Origin of the sequence: Mucilaginibacter terrigena, assembly GCF_004168255.1 — a bacterium.
GTDB lineage: Bacteria > Bacteroidota > Bacteroidia > Sphingobacteriales > Sphingobacteriaceae > Mucilaginibacter > Mucilaginibacter terrigena.
The window spans coordinates 1-16,244 of record NZ_SEWG01000007.1 but is presented as its reverse complement, the minus strand read 5'-3'; the positions used below and the strand labels follow the sequence as shown (position 1 = coordinate 16,244).

Genomic DNA, 16,244 nt, shown 5'->3' with positions numbered 1-16,244 from the left:
TTAAGCCTTAATTGCTTCTGATTTGTTATCGGGGTTACGTGGTTTGTTCTTGATCAAAAAATCCGACCTGCGAATATAATGATTTAGCGGCTCCTCTATCAGCTTAAACAACAGGATAGATACCCCGTTTAAGATGATAAAGGCATAAAGCACGTTCAAATTATCGTACTGAAAGGGCGAGTTCCAATCCTTGCCCCATTTATCGTAAAGTTCAAAAATATCATCGTTCCATTTGTTAAAAGCGTTGTGCAGGATATCGTACATCCACCCTAAATGTACCAGGTAAAATATATACGAGCTTTTGCCAAGCAGCTCCACAAATTTGTTCGACAGGATCTTTTTAAGGATGGTAGTTTCGGTAAGCAGGCCGTAAAAGAACAGCGCTATTGATATGGCCAGCAGGTAATTGTTGGTAGCAATACCCAGCGGGTGATACAACCCGGCCACATGGCCTTTGGGGATAGGCAGTATGCTCATGATCCACACGCAAACAAATATCAGCGCAAAACCACCGTAGGTAAACCATGTTTTTGCCTGCCCGCCAATTTGCGCCTGCCGTTTTTTTACGATAAGCGCCAGCTGGATGCCCGCGAAAAACTCGAAACAGCGGCCCAGGAAAGTGTACAGCATCATAAAGGTAAAATTGCCAAAAAAGCCATACCAGTTAACCCTGCTGAATATAACCACCAGCAAAGCGCCAACGCCTGTTACTACCGCCCACTGCAGCCAAAACTTATTGTATTTTTTGGCGAAGTAAAATATAAACGGGGCCGAAAAGTAAAAGCATTCCTCAACCGTAAGGCTCCAGCCCTGGGCTATGCCCGTAAACTTCAGATCATCAAAAAAGCCCCGTACAAAGGTGATATGCATAAAAAACAGCCCGATGGGGTTTGCAAAGCCGTTGGTTACCTTTTGGTCGTGTGTGAAATAGTACGATACAAAGGCCCCAAGGGTAAGCAAAAAGTACATGGGATAAATACGCGCCACCCTGTTTTTGAGGTACTGGCGAAACCAGTCGCCGGTGAGTTTAAAGCTGTCGAAATACCTGAAAGCGATTAAAAAGCCCGATAAAACAAAGAAAATGGTTACCCCGATATGGAACTCGTTAAGAAAACGTTGCACAGCACGGGGAAAATTTTCATCAAAGGCGTACGCGTAATGCGATATAAATACCAGATAGGCAGCCAAAGCACGCACCCCGGTTAGCGCCGGAATATAGTTTTGTAAGGGTTTTTGCGCCAAAACTGTAGTTTAAATTTGTGTTTTACGTGTAATTATCGCCTATGGTTATGCAAAGCAAGTACCAGTTGTCTGAATCAGAATTTACAGAATTAATGAATTTGCAGAATAATTGTTTAAAACTGCGTAAAACTTTGGGGAATAGCGTAGGGTCATTGGGTCATTCGCTGCGCTGTCATTGAGTCATTGCTTGGCTTAAAATGATATGCCGGCATCATACCAATGACTCAATGACCCAATGACTCAATGATTACAGCGCGCTCCCCTGCACCACCCCTCTGCTCAGTATCCTTTGGTCAATGTAGTACTGGATCTCACTTTTCTTCAATCCCCAGTTGGGGGCTATAAGCAGGTCGCGGTCGCTGAGGCCGAAGAGGCGCTGGATAATGATATCCGGGCGAACGCGGGGCAGCAGCTCGCACAAAAAGTCGGCGTACTCGTCAATACCGAAAAGCTTAAAGGGCTCGCGTTTGTATTTAACGCCCATAACGCTGCCCTCTACAATATGCAGGTGGTGAAATTTTACAAATTTTATCTGCGCGTGGCGGTTTATCTCGTCGGCGTATTTAAGCATCATATCGTGCGTTTCCCAGGGGAAACCAAATATGGTGTGCACGCAAACATCCAGTTTGGTATTTTCGGTAAGCTTGAGGGCTTTCAGTAACTCATCATGACTGCAGCCCCTGTTTATCTGGTTCAGCGTATCATCGTAAATGCTTTCCATGCCCATCTCCAGGTCAACATCAAAGCGGTCGGTGTAGCTTTCCAGCAGGGCAATTTTTTCGGCGTCTATACAGTCGGGGCGGGTACCCACGCTAAGGCCCACAATATCTTCGGTGCCGTAGCTCAGCGCCTCGTCGTACATCATTTTAAGGTAATGCGCGGGGGCGTAGGTATTGGTATTGGGCTGGAAGTAGATGATAAACTTATCGGCCTTGTTACCCTTGCGGGCGCGCTCCATACCCTCTATCACCTGCTGCTTAACCGTTGGGGCGTTGCGGCTCACGCTCGGCGTAAACGAATCTACGTTGCAGTAAGTGCACCCGCCATAGCCCTTGCTTCCATCGCGGTTGGGGCAGGTAAAGCCGCCATCAACGATCACCTTAAACACCCGGTGACCGGGGTATTTCTCCTTAAGCCACGGGCCGTAATTGTTATAGCCCTTCTCCCACGGCGATTCTACTGATTGTATTGTTGATTCCACTGATTGCATTGCGGCAAAGATAAGGATTTTTGATCGCACCGATTTTAACGATTATTTTGATTACACCGATGGCCTAACCACCCTGTCATGCTGAACGTAGTGAAGCATCTATTCGCCGATATGCTTAGCGGCTATGCACAGTCGATAGATCCTTCGCTCACTCAGGATGACAAGGGGTGGGGGATTTCACAAAAACGGGCCTGGCCGCGCAGCAAATGTTCACGTTCACGTTTGCGCGACCGATGTGAATATCATGAACACGCTAATAATCAGCATATTGAACATTTAAATGGTGACAGGGTTGTGACACCATAAGGTGAGGGGAAAATGATATAGGTGGGATACCCTGGTTTTGCGGCTTGAAACGATTTTGTAGACCTTAGTAGCCGGGAAAATGATAACGCTTAATGCCACAAGCGAGGATGCTGTAATGATGCATTGGTTACGGACGTTTGTTTGTCTTGAACCTTGATTAAATAGATTTACCTGATGGCTATGATTTGAACACGTCTCTCGCCAGCCGGTCATTTTGAACGAGGTACGAGGGAAAATCTTAGATGAGGGTTAGGTAGCCGATACGCTTAAACACCTTGAAAGTGGGCACAAGCGGGTACGCTCGCGGTAGCGGGGGAGAACGTTTTCGATCGCGGGTCTCTATTGTAGAGACTTATTGAAAGGATTGATATAAAAATATAAAAAAATGTTGATATATATGGAAACTTTACTATATTTGTTTATTATTTGTTTACACCTAAAAACTACATGTTATGAACAGCCAAAAAAAATGTCCGCAAAAAATTAAATTATTGTTCAATGAAGTACTTTATCCTAAAATTAGAAGAAGCAACTAATTTTCTGCAAAATGTAGAAAGTTCAACAAAATTAAAATTTACTAAAGTCTTCCGTAAGGTGCAAGAAGGGCATAATACAGCTGAAGATTTCAAAAAGTTACCGGGAACCAATAGTTTATTTGAGTTTAGGGTGAAAGATAAGGGTATGTGGTTTAGAATCCTCGCCTTTCTAACGCATTTCGAAGGAGATATGTATGCCACTATTGTGGCTACCCATGGCTTCAAGAAAAAAACTAACAAGATACCGCGATCAGAAATTGATAAGGCGGATTATACTAAAAAGGATTATTAGCCCTTAATCATACTTAATAATTACATTACCCTTCTATTTGAAATAGAAGGGTAATATTTAAATTATAGCAAAATGCATAAAAGTACGTCGACCAGTTTGAATGAAATGATTTCAGACGGAACGATTGTAACGCTTCCCCGCAATCGCAAGAAGGGAATAGATGTTAATGAATTTATAGACAACACGGTTGGGAAGCCTGGTTCAAATCAACGAAATCAATTTGAATCAGAATTGAAAATGGAAGTTTTTCAAGAACTTATTAAAGCAGCACGTAAAAAAAGAAATTTGTCCCAAGAGGAATTAGGACAACTGATTGGTGTAAAAAAATCTCAAATTTCCAAATTGGAAAAGGGGTATGAAAACACTTCTATTATAACTATTTCTAAAGTGTTTAATGCTTTAAAAGCTACTGTTAGAATTTCTGTTGAAATTGATGGACAGCATTTAGAACTATAGATTAAAAATTAATTTAATCCATATACCTTTTAAAAAGGCATATGGATTAATGCGTTATTTGCTAAAATGCTTATTGTAAATTGCACTTTTTATAGTCTCTAACTTTGTTAAAATTTCTTTTTTCGCCGTCTCTTTTTGGGAAAGGGTAAGGTTAGTTCCATTTTCAAGATCTAATGCAGAGAGGATATTAATTTCTAAAGGCGCCTTGTGTGACTTATCTTTGAAATACTCATGAAAGTTAAAATCCACTTTCACTTTTCCTTTAACGCCTCTTCCAACTAATTCAAATTTGAATACCGCCTGCATCCTCCAAACAATTAGATGCTGATAATATTTAATTTCATTAAGAAAAAATGTCGTCTCAACTCTTTTACCTCTAAATATTAGTTCTTCCTTATTATCCATCCACTTCAATTCACTCGGGAGAGATAATGAAGTATCAGGAGCAAATTCAAATAATGAAACGTCTAATCCCTCTATACTCAGCGATCTTGATTCATCCGAATTATATATCTTCAAGAAAAATTGGATCCTTTCATCGTTATTAAAATCATTAAATCTTATGCGATGCTCAAGTTGCTTTTCATCAATTAATTTCAGTTCCTTACATTTCTTTTCAAAAATGGAGACGCTTTTTTCAACAACCGCTTTCGACTCATTTGAAGTAAAAAATCGTTGAAAAGTAACTTCATTTTGGTCGTGTTTAAAATTAACTATTCCTTTAAATTGAGACTTGTGATTCACCCATGACTTATTGTAGTTACTTCTTTCAATATTTATTTCAACTTCTATTTCCTTATCCTTTTCAATGGTTTTTACAATCGGCACTCCAACAATTTTAAAGTTATTTTTAAGTGATTCACTTTTAGGAGATAACTGACTGACTAAGTCTGGAATGTAATTATCATGTATAAAACTTGTCAAATTTGTAAAAGTGGAGTTTACAGCTATTTTTCCGCTGCCAGCACTTTTTAAATTGTCTTCTTTAACAGTTTGTCTCTCAACAAGAACTTCAAATTCAGGAGGTGATAATAACAAACAAGAAAGTATGGATACCGTTTTATCCTTATTATTAGTAGGTGTAAAAATGCCTCTTTGTCGTAAAATTGTTTTTACATCTGACTCACTTATATAGCTTTGATTAGCGAGTTCTCTAATCATTTCTCCACTTGGAATAAATGAATTTGGATTAACTTTTATATTCGCCATATTTTAATTTACTAAATAGTCTTTGTAAGAAATAACTTTAATTTTTTCCATAATGTCCGCATCACTAAAGGATGCAAGTACCTTTCTCACAACATTTTCGTGTTTGAGGTTCGTATAATCTGGAAAAATTATAAATATTGTTGAGGCGAAAGAAGACGAAAGTTTATTAGCTAAACCAATAAGTTTCCTTAGATCATCTTCATGAAAATTATCAATTGTGTACAATACGATATTTTCCTGAGAACCTTTCGATTGTTTAAATGGTATTACTGATGAATTTATATATTCTACAGGTAAAAGCTTACCGCTCTTGATTTTAATATCTTCTCTATAATTTAACCCTGTTTCGATATATAAAAACTCCCACCCATCAAAGTTTTTATCGGCATGATTAAGTATTTCCCAAATGTATTCTGCTCTTCGTAAATCGACTAAATATGCTGCTTCAAACTGGTAATCTTCTATACCATCTATTATGGCCGTAGAGGTTTCTTTCAAAAGATCACGATTGATTTCTTCTTTATTGTTAACTATCCATATTAATACGCCGACAATACTTTCATGTTCAAAGATCTGATCAACTATAAAATTGCTTAAAGTTTCACTTTTAATATCTGATCTATTGTAGCAATTACATATATCGGATAACTCCTTTAAATGTTTCTTTAATACCGAATTCGGATATTTATCGTACGTATCCTCCTTAGCCTTAATTGAGACGACTGCATTTACTAATCTTTGCTGTATTAAAGGGCACGAATAAACTTTTAAATAATCAACACCATGTGTTTCTCTATCTGGATGTTTCACAGTATCATTACATGGTATAGAAACACCTCTTTGTCCATGTGTCCATCCAATTCGTTCTAAAAATTTAAATGCAGCTTCTTCTCCAAGCTCACCAATTCGTTTAGCCTGTTCTCCCATTGGTTATATTAATTAGGTTATGCTATAAAAATATGATTTAAATATCAATTTACAACCACGTATAAATACCTGTTTTTCAATTAACTACAAAGAAAGCTCCGCCTCCTAAACCCGATAGCAGCGATACCGGCCTTCGCGCCTAAGGCCTGCGGGCGTATAAGCGAATAGCGGGGCTATCGCATCCGAATCACCGGAACAGCACCTTTACGAATTAGTCCGTAGTTCATGGTCGATAGCCCATAGTGGCTACATTGCCGAATTATGGTGTATAGACATATGAACTACCGGCGCACTCGCTATGGACTATTGACCACCTGCCTTCCTTTCCAATTATTATGCATGCATAGTTCTTTAAATTCATTAATTTTGCGGGTACCAACTATATGCCTGCATGGAAATTATTGCCCATTATAAGTCGCAACACAAAATTCGCTTTGTTACTGCCGCCTCGTTGTTCGACGGGCACGACGCTACCATTAACATTATGCGCCGCATTTTGCAAAGCACCGGTGCCGAGGTGATACACCTGGGCCACAACCGCAGTGTAGACGAGATCGTAAATTGCGCTATACAGGAGGATGTACAGGGCATTGCCCTCACCAGTTACCAGGGCGGCCACGTAGAGTATTTTAAATACATGCACGACCTGCTTGCCGAACGCGGCGCAGGCCATATCAAGATCTTCGGCGGCGGGGGAGGGGTGTTCCTGCCCCAGGAAATTGCCGAGCTGCAGGCCTACGGCATCAGCAAAATTTACTCGCCCGACGATGGCCGCACCATGGGCCTGCAAGGGATGATAAACGATATGATGCAGGCTTGTGATTTTAGCCTAACGGAGCGGGAGTTGGGTGCGGGTGCGGATAAAATAAAACGCATAGCCCGCCATATTTCGGCAGCCGAAGATGGCCATTACACCCCGTTCCCCGCTCCCGAAACCACGCACCGCACCCCCATACTGGGAATAACCGGCACAGGTGGTTCGGGTAAATCGAGTTTGGTAGACGAGATCGTTCGCCGTTATTTAATGGAGACGGATAAAACCCTGGCCATTATTTCGGTAGACCCCAGCAAGCGTAAAACGGGCGGCGCCCTGCTTGGCGACCGGATCCGCATGAATGCCATAAACAGTCCGCGGGTGTATATGCGCTCGCTGGCAACAAGGCAGGCAAACCTTGCCCTCAGCAAGCACGTGCAGGAAGCTATTGATATTTGCAAGGCCGCCGGATATGATATGGTGATTGTGGAAACGAGCGGCATAGGCCAGTCGGACACGATGATAACCGATTACTGCGACCTCTCGCTCTACGTGATGACCCCGGAGTTTGGCGCGGCTACCCAGTTAGAGAAAATTGACATGCTTGATTTTGCCGACCTGGTTGCCCTTAACAAGTTTGATAAACGCGGCGCTTTAGACGCCATCCGCGATGTGCGCAAGCAGTATAAGCGCAACCATATGTTGTTCGATGCCAAAGACGATGACCTGCCCGTTTACGGCACCATGGCCTCGCAATTTAACGACCCGGGCATGAACACGCTGTTTACGGCGTTGATGAAAACGGTTCGTGAAAAAACCGGCATTGATTTGATTGGTGCGGGGAGCGGAGTGCGGGGAGCGGAGCAAGGGGAATCGGAGAAGATCTATATCATCCCGCCGGATAGGATCAGGTACCTGGCAGAGATTGCCGAAAGCAGCGTGGCTTATACCGATTGGGTGAATGAGCAATGTAAGATTGCGCAGCAGATGTATAATGTGAGGGGGGTAATGAGCCTAACCGGCCTCTCCGAAGGAAGCCTCTCCCCAGCCCTCTCCGAAGGAGAGGGGGCAGGAAAGAAAGTCTCTCCGCTAACCAGCGGAGGAGATTTAGAGGGGGCTTTGCAGGATATTTACAACCACCTGGAAGACCACTTGCATGCCGATTGTAAGCGCCTTTTAAAAGAATGGCCGGAGACGGTTGCTAAATACAAGGCGGAGAATTTTATATATAAGGTAAGGGATAAAGAGATAAAACAGCCTTTGTACTACACCTCGCTGTCGCAGTTGAAGGTGCCCAAGATTTCGCTTCCAAAATACGAGGCCTGGGGCGATATACTGCGCTGGCTACTTACCGAAAACGTACCGGGCGAGTTCCCGTACGCCGCAGGGGTGTTCCCGCTGAAGCGCGAGGGCGAAGACCCAACCCGCATGTTTGCCGGCGAGGGCGGCCCCGAGCGAACGAACAAACGGTTCCATTACGTATCGCTTGGTCAGCCTGCGCACAGGTTGTCGACCGCGTTTGATTCGGTTACCCTGTACGGCGAGGACCCGCACGAGCGACCGGACATCTACGGCAAAATAGGCAACTCGGGCGTGAGCATCGCCACGCTGGATGATGCCAAAAAGCTGTATTCGGGGTTCGACCTTTGCCACGCCAGTACCTCCGTATCCATGACCATCAATGGCCCCGCCCCCATGCTGCTGGGGTTCTTCATGAATGCCGCTATTGACCAGCAATGCGAGAAGTATATCACTGAGCACGGCTTAGAGCACTTGGTGGAGGAGGCGTATAGGAGGGTTTATGATGAGAAAGGGCTGGAACGGCCACGGTACCAATTAGCCTCTCCGAAAGGAAAACGCCTCTCCGAAGGAAGCCTCTCCCCAACCCTCTCCAAAGGAGAGGGAGTTGAAAAAAGCCTCACCCCGGCCCTCTCCAAAGGAGAGGGAGTAGGAAAGCAGGGGGTGAGAAGATTGGGGTTTGAAACTGCTGATTTAAGGATATGGGAGTTTTTAAAGGCTAACTCTATCGAAGGCAGGCAAAACCCGACCGAGGCCGAAAATGTTTTGTGGCAGCAATTACGTAACAAACAAACTGGCCATAAAATACGAAGACAACATGCCATTGATGGTTACATCGCCGATTTTGTTTCATTATCAAGAGGTTTGGTTATCGAAGTTGACGGTGGGTATCACACCTTTACATCCGAGCAAGACGAAGTTAGAACAGAAGTTTTAAAAGGTTATGGGTTTGATGTAATACGCTTTACTAATGATGAAATTTTATCTAATGTAAAAAATGTTACAGAGCAAATAACAGCACGCCTAAATTCTCAACCTGAACGAAATATTTACGGAAAGGACGAAGCTAAAGTCTCCCCTATCGGGGGAGATTTAGAGGGGGCTTCCTTTGGAGAGGATTTAGGTGAGGCTTCTACAGCAGAGGGGGCTCTCCCCCCCGGCAACAATGGCCTTGGCCTAATGCTCCTTGGCCTAACCGGCGACCAGGTTTTACCTGCCGATGTATATGAGAAAATTCGTGCCTACGCTATTGCTACCGTGCGTGGTACCGTTCAGGCCGATATTTTGAAGGAAGACCAGGCGCAGAACACCTGTATCTTCAGCACCGAGTTTGCCCTGCGGATGATGGGGGATATCCAGCAATATTTTATAAAGGAGAAAGTCAGGAATTTTTATTCGGTATCTATATCTGGCTACCACATTGCCGAGGCGGGTGCCAACCCTATAACCCAACTGGCCTTCACGCTCAGCAACGGTTTTACGTATGTAGAGTATTACCTGAGCCGGGGCATGCACATCGATGATTTCGCGCCTAACCTATCCTTCTTCTTCAGCAACGGTATCGATCCGGAGTATTCGGTGATTGGCCGTGTGGCAAGGCGTATCTGGGCCAAAGCTATCAGGAACAAGTACAAGGGGAACGATCGCTCACAGAAGCTTAAATACCATATCCAAACCAGTGGCCGCTCGCTGCACGCGCAGGAGATCGACTTTAACGATATCCGCACCACTTTACAGGCGCTGTACGCTATTTACGATAACTGTAATTCGCTGCACACCAACGCTTACGATGAGGCTATTACCACCCCAACCGAAGAATCGGTGCGCAGGGCGATGGCTATCCAGCTGATCATTAACCGCGAGCTTGGTCTCGCCAAAAACGAGAACCCAATACAGGGGGCATTCATCATCGAAGAACTTACCGACCTGGTTGAGCAAGCCGTGCTCACCGAGTTTAAAGCCATTAACGACCGTGGCGGTGTGCTTGGCGCAATGGAAACCATGTACCAGCGCAGCAAGATCCAGGAGGAGTCGCTTTACTACGAGACCCTAAAACATACGGGCGAATATCCTATTATCGGGGTAAATACTTTCCTTAATAAGAAAGGTTCGCCAACCATCGTACCGTCGGAAGTTATCCGCGCTACCGAGGAGGAGAAGCAATTCCAGATAGCGGCCCTGCACCTGTTCCAGCAAAGGAATGAGGAGCACGCCCCAGAATTATTGAAAGAACTACAGCAACGCGCAATAGCCGGCGATAACATCTTCGAGGCGTTGATGCAGGCCTGTAAATATTGCAGTTTAGGGCAGATCAGCAACGCGCTGTACGCGGTGGGCGGGCAGTACAGGCGCAATATGTAACTACTGCGGATTACTTACCAAAAGCCCAGCTCAAAAACTTGGGCATGGCTTTACCCCATGTTTCGGGATCGTGGGTGCCGCCTAAAACCTCCAGGTACTGGATATCGGCAGGGCGTTGGTAGCCTTTGGCAAGCAGGTCTTTTATGATATCTATAGTATCGTCTATGGAATCTATGATGCCGTTCTTGTTGCGGTCGGCAGTTTCGTCCTTTGTGCCGGTTTGCAACCAGAATTTAAGATCGGGCTTGCCGGTAGCGTTTTTAATAACGTTGTGCATAATGCGGTCGTCATTAGTATAACCCTTTGCCAGGTCCTTGCTCCTCCACCAAAACGAGGCTGAAAAAGCGCCAACTATGTCAAACAGGTCAGCGTTGTTCCAGGCGATATCCATAGCAGTTAAACCACCAAGCGAAAATCCCGCGAAAGCGATGGTTTCAAAATGCTCGATACCGGTATGCTCATGTATAAAGGGCAGCAGTTCCGTTTTGATGAATTTGGTGTAAAGGTCGGCTTTTGCGCCGCGCTTTTTAAAATCGGGCTTACCGGCTACGCCGTATTCCTGTATGCGCGCTTCGCCTGCATGTATGGCTACGGTAAGCAGTGGCTTTATGCAGTTGCGTTCGTATAAATTCTCAAGGGTATCAACCAGTTTAAGGTTTTCCAGTTCCTGGCCATCGTTCAGTAAAAGTAAATTAAGGGGCCCGGCCACCGCGCCGTCTTCGGGCATCAGCAAAGTGCAGGTAACGTCGCGTTCAAGTATTTTTGATGGTATGGTAAGTTCCTGTTGTGCTATCGTCATTTCAGTTTCTGTACTGTAGTACATAGTAGTATTAAATATTAAAGGGGCAAAAATACCTTTATAGTTTTAAAAATTGCTTAAAACATAATTATTTGGCACGTTGTTGACATTTACATGCAATCCTGCTATATTACCCTCTTAAACACAAGGTTTTGACTGAACAATATCACCGCTGGCATTCTCCCAACCTAAACCTGGACCTTGAAATGCTGGTTTTTGGCGACAGGGGCTTCCCTGTTATCCTTTTCCCTACCACTAAAGGCCGCTATCATCAGAATAAAGACTTTGGGCTGATAGAAAGCGTTAAATGGTTTGTGGATGAAGGCCTGGTGAAAATATATTGCCCCGATACCATTGACGACCGTAGCTGGTACGATAAAGGCATACACCCTGCCGACCGCGCACGCAACTACGCCTGGTACGATAAAATGCTGGTTGATGAACTTGCGCCCTGGGCCATGCACGAAACCGGGGTTGGCAAAGTGGCCGTGGCCGGCTGCAGTTTTGGGGGTTACCACGCGGCCAACTTCGCGTTTAAACACCCCGAAATGGTGGCGCACCTGTTTACCATGGGCGGCGCGTTCGATATAAAAATGTTTACCGACGGCTTTTACAACGACGATATTTTTTACAACAACCCGGCAGATTTTTTGCCGGGCAGCAACAAGCCCGATCTGTGGAACATGAATATTATCCTGGGTACGTCAGAGCACGATATGTGTAAGGATTATAACATCCGGATGTCAAACATCCTTACGGAAAAGAACATTAACCATTGGCTGGATATCCGCCCGTTTGCTGACCATGACTGGCCGATATGGAAAGAGATGTTCCCGCATTATTTATCAACTATTAAATAGAATTAAGAAATCAAGCGTCAGGAATCAAGACAGAAGAACAAGGCATATACCAACTACACTATAAAAACATTAAACATGAAAAAGAAAATAGGCATTTTATTCGGACAGGAAAATTCATTTCCGCAGGCGTTTGTCGACCGGATCAACCAAAAGGCCGAGAAAGGAATCGAAGCTGAGTTTGTACGCATCGATAAAATGATGCAGGGCGAGCCGTTGGGCTATTCCGTAATTGTCGACCGCATTTCGCAGGACGTACCCTTTTACCGGGCATCTTTAAAAAACGCGGCCATTACAGGCACCGCGGTTATAAACAACCCCTTTTGGTGGAGCGCCGACGAGAAGTTTTTTAACAACGCCTTAGCCGTTAAGCTGGGCGTGCCGGTACCAAAAACGGTGTTGCTGCCATCGAAAGATCACCCGGCAAGTACCAGCGACCGCTCGTTCCGCAACCTGGCCTTTCCGTTAGATTGGGACGCGATATTTGACTACGTTGGCTTCCCCGCATACATGAAACCGTTTGACGGCGGCGGGTGGCGCGACGTTTACAAGATAAGCGATAAAGAAGACCTTTGGGAAAAATTTGCGCAAACACACCAACTGGTGATGCTGCTGCAGGAAGAAATTATTTTTGACGATTACTTCCGCTGCTATTGCATTGGCGGCAAGCACGTACGCATTATGCAGTACGAGCCCCGCAACCCGCACCACCTGCGTTACGAGCATGGCAAAGCCCCGGCATCAAAAAAATGCTGGATACCATTACCAAATATGTATTGCAATTAAACCAGTACCTGGGCTACGATTTTAACACGGTAGAATTTGCGGTGCGCGATGGCATACCATATGCCATAGACTTTTGTAACCCTGCCCCTGATGCCGAAGTGACCAGCGTAGGCCAGGACAACTTTGAATGGGTAGTAGAAACCGCCGCAAGCTACGCCATTGAGCGCGCCAAAGCACAAAAAGACGACCGCGACAACCTAACCTGGGGCGAGTATGTTAAAACCGGCGCGGCCGGCAAGCCACTTATCGCGGCAGCGGCAAAAACGGCTAAGGCAGATGTAAGCGCAGGCAAGGTTGACCACGCCATAACCGACGAAGCAAAACCGAAAAAGAAAGCCGCTGCGCCGAAAAAGGTAGCGGCGAAGAAATAGCAAACCGATTACAGCGATGGGTGTAAAACCCATCGCTTTACGTATACCCGCGTTAGGGATTGCAGCGGATACCGGCCTTGTGGCTAAGGCCTGTGCAGTATAAGCGGAAAGCCCGGGCCGCAGGCAACGCCATAGAGCATTTAAATAAAGCAAAGGGTTAAACCGAAATGGTACAAAGTTTGGAAAATAATATAACGCAATACGGATTACAGGTTCAGCATGTATTAGAGGACGAACTTGGGCCAGGATTTAGTTATTCGGTTGGATTATTTAAAAGTTATGGACATGCAGAAATAATTATTGTTGGGCTTAAACAGAATTTAGCGCATACGCTAATTAATAACATGGCTAACGATATTAAAGAAGGCAAAGTATTCGCAGCACTAACATATGAAGAGGACATTATCGATGATTTTAATTGCTATATAATAGAGGTAGACAAGGAAAATTACGATAGCTACGTTGGCCAGGCACAAAACTATTATGGCGGAGATGATTTCCCATTGATACAGTGCATCTATCCAACTGTACAAGGTATTTATCCATGGGAGGATAAGTGGCCGAAAGAAATAAAAGACTTACAACCAATTTTAGGTTCAATTAATATATAACCCCTAACCAATTATGAACGAGTTTACCTTAGGTGTTGAAGAAGAATTTATGGTGATTGACCCTGTTACCAGGGAGCTGCAATCGCACGACCAGAAGATTGTTGACAGCGCGCAAAAGATCCATGAAGACCAGGTAAAGGCCGAAATGCACCAGGCCGTTGTGGAGGTTGGCACCCACATATGCCGCAATACCGAAGAGGCACGGAAAGAAGTAGGTAAGCTGCGCGGCACTGTTGCTCAACTGGCAGGCGATATTGGCCTGCGCATTGGCGCCGCCGGTACGCACCCCTTTTCGCATTGGCAAACCCAGCTGATTACCGATCATCCACGGTACTTCGAGATCGTGGACGAGTTGCAGGAAGCCGCCCGCTCCAACCTTATTTTTGGGTTGCACGTGCATGTGGGCATCCAGTCGAGGGATATGGCGATCCATATTGCCAACCAGGCGCGGTATTTTTTACCGCACGTTTACGCACTGTCAACCAACTCGCCGTTTTGGGAGGGGAGGAACACGGGCTATAAATCGTTCCGTACCAAGGTGTTTGATAAATTCCCGCGGACGGGCATCCCAGATTATTTTGCCAGTATAGAGGATTACGACAACTATGTAAAGTTGCTGGTAAAAACCAATTGTATAGATAACGCCAAAAAGATCTGGTGGGATTTACGTGTGCACCCCTTCTTCGAGACCATCGAATTCCGCGTTTGCGATTGCCCGATGCTGATTGACGAGACCATGACCTTTGTAGCACTTTTCCAGTGTATTTGCGCCAAGCTGTACAAATTGCGCCTTAGTAACATGAAGTTTATTACCTATAACCGTGCGCTGATCAACGAGAATAAATGGCGCGCTGCGCGTTACGGTATCGACGGCAAAATGATAGATTTTGGCAAGGAGCTTGAGGTAAACACCCGCGCCTTGATACTGGAACTGCTGGACTTTGTAGATGATGTGGTTGACGACCTGGGCTGCCGCGACGATTTACAGTATGTACACAAAATACTGGAAAATGGCACCGGCGCCGACAGGCAGCTGGCCGTTTACAATCAAAATAATAACTTTGCAGATGTGGTGGATTATATAACATCGCAAACTTTAAAGGGGATTTAAAGCCCCACCCAAACCCTCCCCGAAGGAGAGGGCTTAATAATTAAACAAATAATAAAAAGTCTCCCCTATCGGGGGAGATTCAGAGAAGGCTAAATGAACACAGATAAACCGGAAGTGAGAGTAGCCATATTAGACCTGTACGACGGGGTGGCGAATGAAGGGATGCGGGGTTTCCGGGATATACTGGACCGTTATAAGGCGCAACATGGCCTTGATTTAAGTTATCAAACTTTTGATGTACGCCGCAAGGCACAGGTACCCGATACCAGCTTTGATGTATATATATCAAGCGGCGGGCCGGGTAGTCCGCTGGATAGCGAGGGTACCGAATGGGAGAAAAAATACTTCCGCCTGATAGACAAGCTGGAGAAACATAACCGGAGCGACGCCCCGCAAAAGAAACACGTATTTTTTGTGTGCCACTCGTTCCAGCTGATGTGCCGTAAATACGGCTTTGGCGATATCAATACAAGGCGCTCGCCATCGTTTGGCATCTTGCCGGTGCATTTAACCGAAGCAGGCCGCAACGAGGAAGTTTTTGAAGGCCTTGCCGACCCGTTCTACACGGTAGATTCGCGCAGCTGGCAGGTGATAAACCCTGATATGGAACGTTTTAAGGAACTGGGTATGGAAATACTGGCACTCGAAAAAGAGCGCCCCTATGTAGACCTGCCACGTGCCATTATGGCCATCCGTTTTAACGAATACTTTTTTGCCACGCAGTTTCACCCCGAGGCAGATGCCCACGGGATAAAAACCATGCTGCTGCGCGAGGATAAAAAGAAAGAAGTGATAAACGAGCATGGCGAAAGCAAATACAGAGAAATGCTGGAACGCCTGGATGACCCGGACAAAATAGCGCACACCCAAAGCACCATCATCCCTAATTTTTTGGATGAGGCGATTTTGAGTTTTTGTCATGCTGAGCGGTAGCGAAGCATCTATTCGCCGCCATGCTTACGGCCATGCAAGTTCGCGGATAGATCCTTCGTTCCTCAGGATGACAAGGGTTAAAAAAGATTTGTCATGCTGAACGTAGTGAAGCATCTATTCGCCGATAGAACAGTAGGCGATAGTAAAGTTCGCGGATAGATCCTTCGTTCCTCAGGATGACAAG

14 protein-coding genes are annotated in these 16,244 nt (G+C 45.2%); 9 read left to right on the top strand and 5 right to left on the bottom strand.

The window, feature by feature from the left end:
* Positions 1–1,242 carry an acyltransferase family protein gene (locus EWM62_RS16205; protein WP_129877725.1) on the bottom strand — a complete coding sequence of 414 codons (1,242 nt, stop codon included), beginning with the start codon at positions 1,240–1,242 and terminating at the stop codon, positions 1–3.
* Positions 1,243–1,489: 247 nt separating this feature from the next.
* Positions 1,490–2,452 (bottom strand): TIGR01212 family radical SAM protein, encoded by a 963-nt coding sequence (locus EWM62_RS16200; RefSeq protein ID WP_129877724.1) that lies wholly within the window; start codon positions 2,450–2,452, stop codon positions 1,490–1,492.
* 804 nt (positions 2,453–3,256) lie between these two features.
* On the opposite strand from EWM62_RS16200, the gene EWM62_RS16195 reads away from it, so the two are divergent.
* Both EWM62_RS16195 and EWM62_RS16190 read left to right on the top strand, forming a co-directional pair.
* Positions 3,257–3,586: a type II toxin-antitoxin system RelE/ParE family toxin gene (locus EWM62_RS16195; RefSeq protein ID WP_129877723.1), complete on the top strand. Its 330-nt coding sequence runs from the start codon at positions 3,257–3,259 to the stop codon at positions 3,584–3,586.
* Positions 3,587–3,658: 72 nt separating this feature from the next.
* Positions 3,659–4,042, top strand: coding sequence for a helix-turn-helix domain-containing protein (locus tag EWM62_RS16190; RefSeq protein ID WP_238989374.1), 384 nt, complete (start codon positions 3,659–3,661; stop codon positions 4,040–4,042).
* 54 nt (positions 4,043–4,096) lie between these two features.
* Here EWM62_RS16190 and EWM62_RS16185 read toward each other — a convergent pair whose 3' ends face one another.
* Both EWM62_RS16185 and gapS4a read right to left on the bottom strand, forming a co-directional pair.
* Positions 4,097–5,251: a hypothetical protein gene (locus EWM62_RS16185; protein WP_129877722.1), complete on the bottom strand. Its 1,155-nt coding sequence runs from the start codon at positions 5,249–5,251 to the stop codon at positions 4,097–4,099.
* A gap of 3 nt (positions 5,252–5,254) precedes the next feature.
* Entirely contained in the window at positions 5,255–6,178 is a 924-nt protein-coding gene (gene gapS4a, locus EWM62_RS16180) for a GapS4a family protein (protein WP_129877721.1), read from the bottom strand.
* A 391-nt stretch (positions 6,179–6,569) separates the two neighbouring features.
* On the opposite strand from gapS4a, the gene EWM62_RS16175 reads away from it, so the two are divergent.
* The gene (locus EWM62_RS16175; protein ID WP_129877720.1) at positions 6,570–10,592 is read left to right on the top strand and encodes a methylmalonyl-CoA mutase family protein; all 4,023 of its coding nucleotides are present in this window, start codon (positions 6,570–6,572) and stop codon (positions 10,590–10,592) included.
* A 10-nt stretch (positions 10,593–10,602) separates the two neighbouring features.
* On the opposite strand, the gene EWM62_RS16170 is transcribed toward EWM62_RS16175, so the two are convergent.
* Entirely contained in the window at positions 10,603–11,415 is an 813-nt protein-coding gene (locus EWM62_RS16170; RefSeq protein ID WP_129877719.1) for an alpha/beta hydrolase, read from the bottom strand.
* Positions 11,416–11,543: 128 nt separating this feature from the next.
* Between EWM62_RS16170 and EWM62_RS16165 the strand changes: the two genes are divergently transcribed.
* From EWM62_RS16165 to EWM62_RS16145, 6 genes are all read left to right on the top strand, one after another.
* Positions 11,544–12,251 (top strand): alpha/beta fold hydrolase, encoded by a 708-nt coding sequence (locus EWM62_RS16165; RefSeq protein ID WP_129877718.1) that lies wholly within the window; start codon positions 11,544–11,546, stop codon positions 12,249–12,251.
* A gap of 75 nt (positions 12,252–12,326) precedes the next feature.
* On the top strand, positions 12,327–13,034 hold the full coding sequence (locus EWM62_RS16160) for an ATP-grasp domain-containing protein (protein ID WP_238989373.1): 708 nt from the start codon (positions 12,327–12,329) through the stop codon (positions 13,032–13,034).
* Positions 12,998–13,405, top strand: coding sequence for a hypothetical protein (locus tag EWM62_RS19600; protein WP_238989372.1), 408 nt, complete (start codon positions 12,998–13,000; stop codon positions 13,403–13,405). The genes EWM62_RS16160 and EWM62_RS19600 overlap by 37 nt, the downstream gene beginning before the upstream one ends.
* A 167-nt stretch (positions 13,406–13,572) precedes the next feature.
* On the top strand, positions 13,573–14,016 hold the full coding sequence (locus tag EWM62_RS16155) for a DUF4262 domain-containing protein (protein ID WP_129877717.1): 444 nt from the start codon (positions 13,573–13,575) through the stop codon (positions 14,014–14,016).
* A gap of 13 nt (positions 14,017–14,029) precedes the next feature.
* Positions 14,030–15,127 (top strand): carboxylate-amine ligase, encoded by a 1,098-nt coding sequence (locus EWM62_RS16150; protein WP_129877716.1) that lies wholly within the window; start codon positions 14,030–14,032, stop codon positions 15,125–15,127.
* 93 nt (positions 15,128–15,220) lie between these two features.
* A complete protein-coding gene (locus EWM62_RS16145) occupies positions 15,221–16,060 on the top strand; it encodes a type 1 glutamine amidotransferase (RefSeq protein WP_129877715.1) in 840 nt (279 codons plus the stop codon).
* Positions 16,061–16,244 lie beyond the last annotated feature (184 nt).